The organism is Siphonobacter sp. BAB-5385 (assembly GCF_002261125.1).
Taxonomy (GTDB): Bacteria; Bacteroidota; Bacteroidia; order Cytophagales; family Spirosomataceae; genus Siphonobacter.
Window position 1 is genome coordinate 1 of sequence record NZ_NMPS01000017.1, and the last position, 482, is coordinate 482.

Annotated in this window: 1 protein-coding gene; it reads right to left on the reverse strand. The window is 51.9% G+C overall.

The window, feature by feature from the left end:
* A partial coding sequence (locus BWI93_RS27580) for a site-specific DNA-methyltransferase (protein ID WP_176454091.1) occupies nt 1-482 on the reverse strand: 482 nt, incomplete at both ends.

The following is a 482-nucleotide window of genomic DNA, read 5'->3' on the forward strand; positions in this document are numbered from 1 at the left end:
GTGATCTGCCCGATGAAGGCAAAACCGTGAGCCATGTAGTGAAAGATCGTTTTGGCGTGAAAGGGGTTCACCGTCGGCATGCCGGTACCCGTGACACTGCCAAATAGGATCCGGTCTTTCACGTGAATGGCGGCTACCCTTCCCGGCTTTAATACTCTCAGCAGCTGAGGGGTTAAGAAATCCATCTGCTCGAAAAAGTGCTGATCGTTGTTGGTGTGGCCAAAGTCATTGTAGCTGGGCGTATACTCGTAGTGATTCGAGAAGGGAATCGACGTAAGTACGAGGTCCACGCTGTTTTCCTGCATGCGGGCCGTTTCCAAAACGCAGTCGTTATGAACGGCCGTAAAGTACTGACCTGTTACTTCTATCCGCTCTACGCCCATCGAGCGTTTCAGTTCGGAGATCGCATCGGCATTCGTTAGACCGTACGCTTTGATGATTCCGGTCATTTCCGAAACCAGCTCGTGGTGGCGTTGCCATTT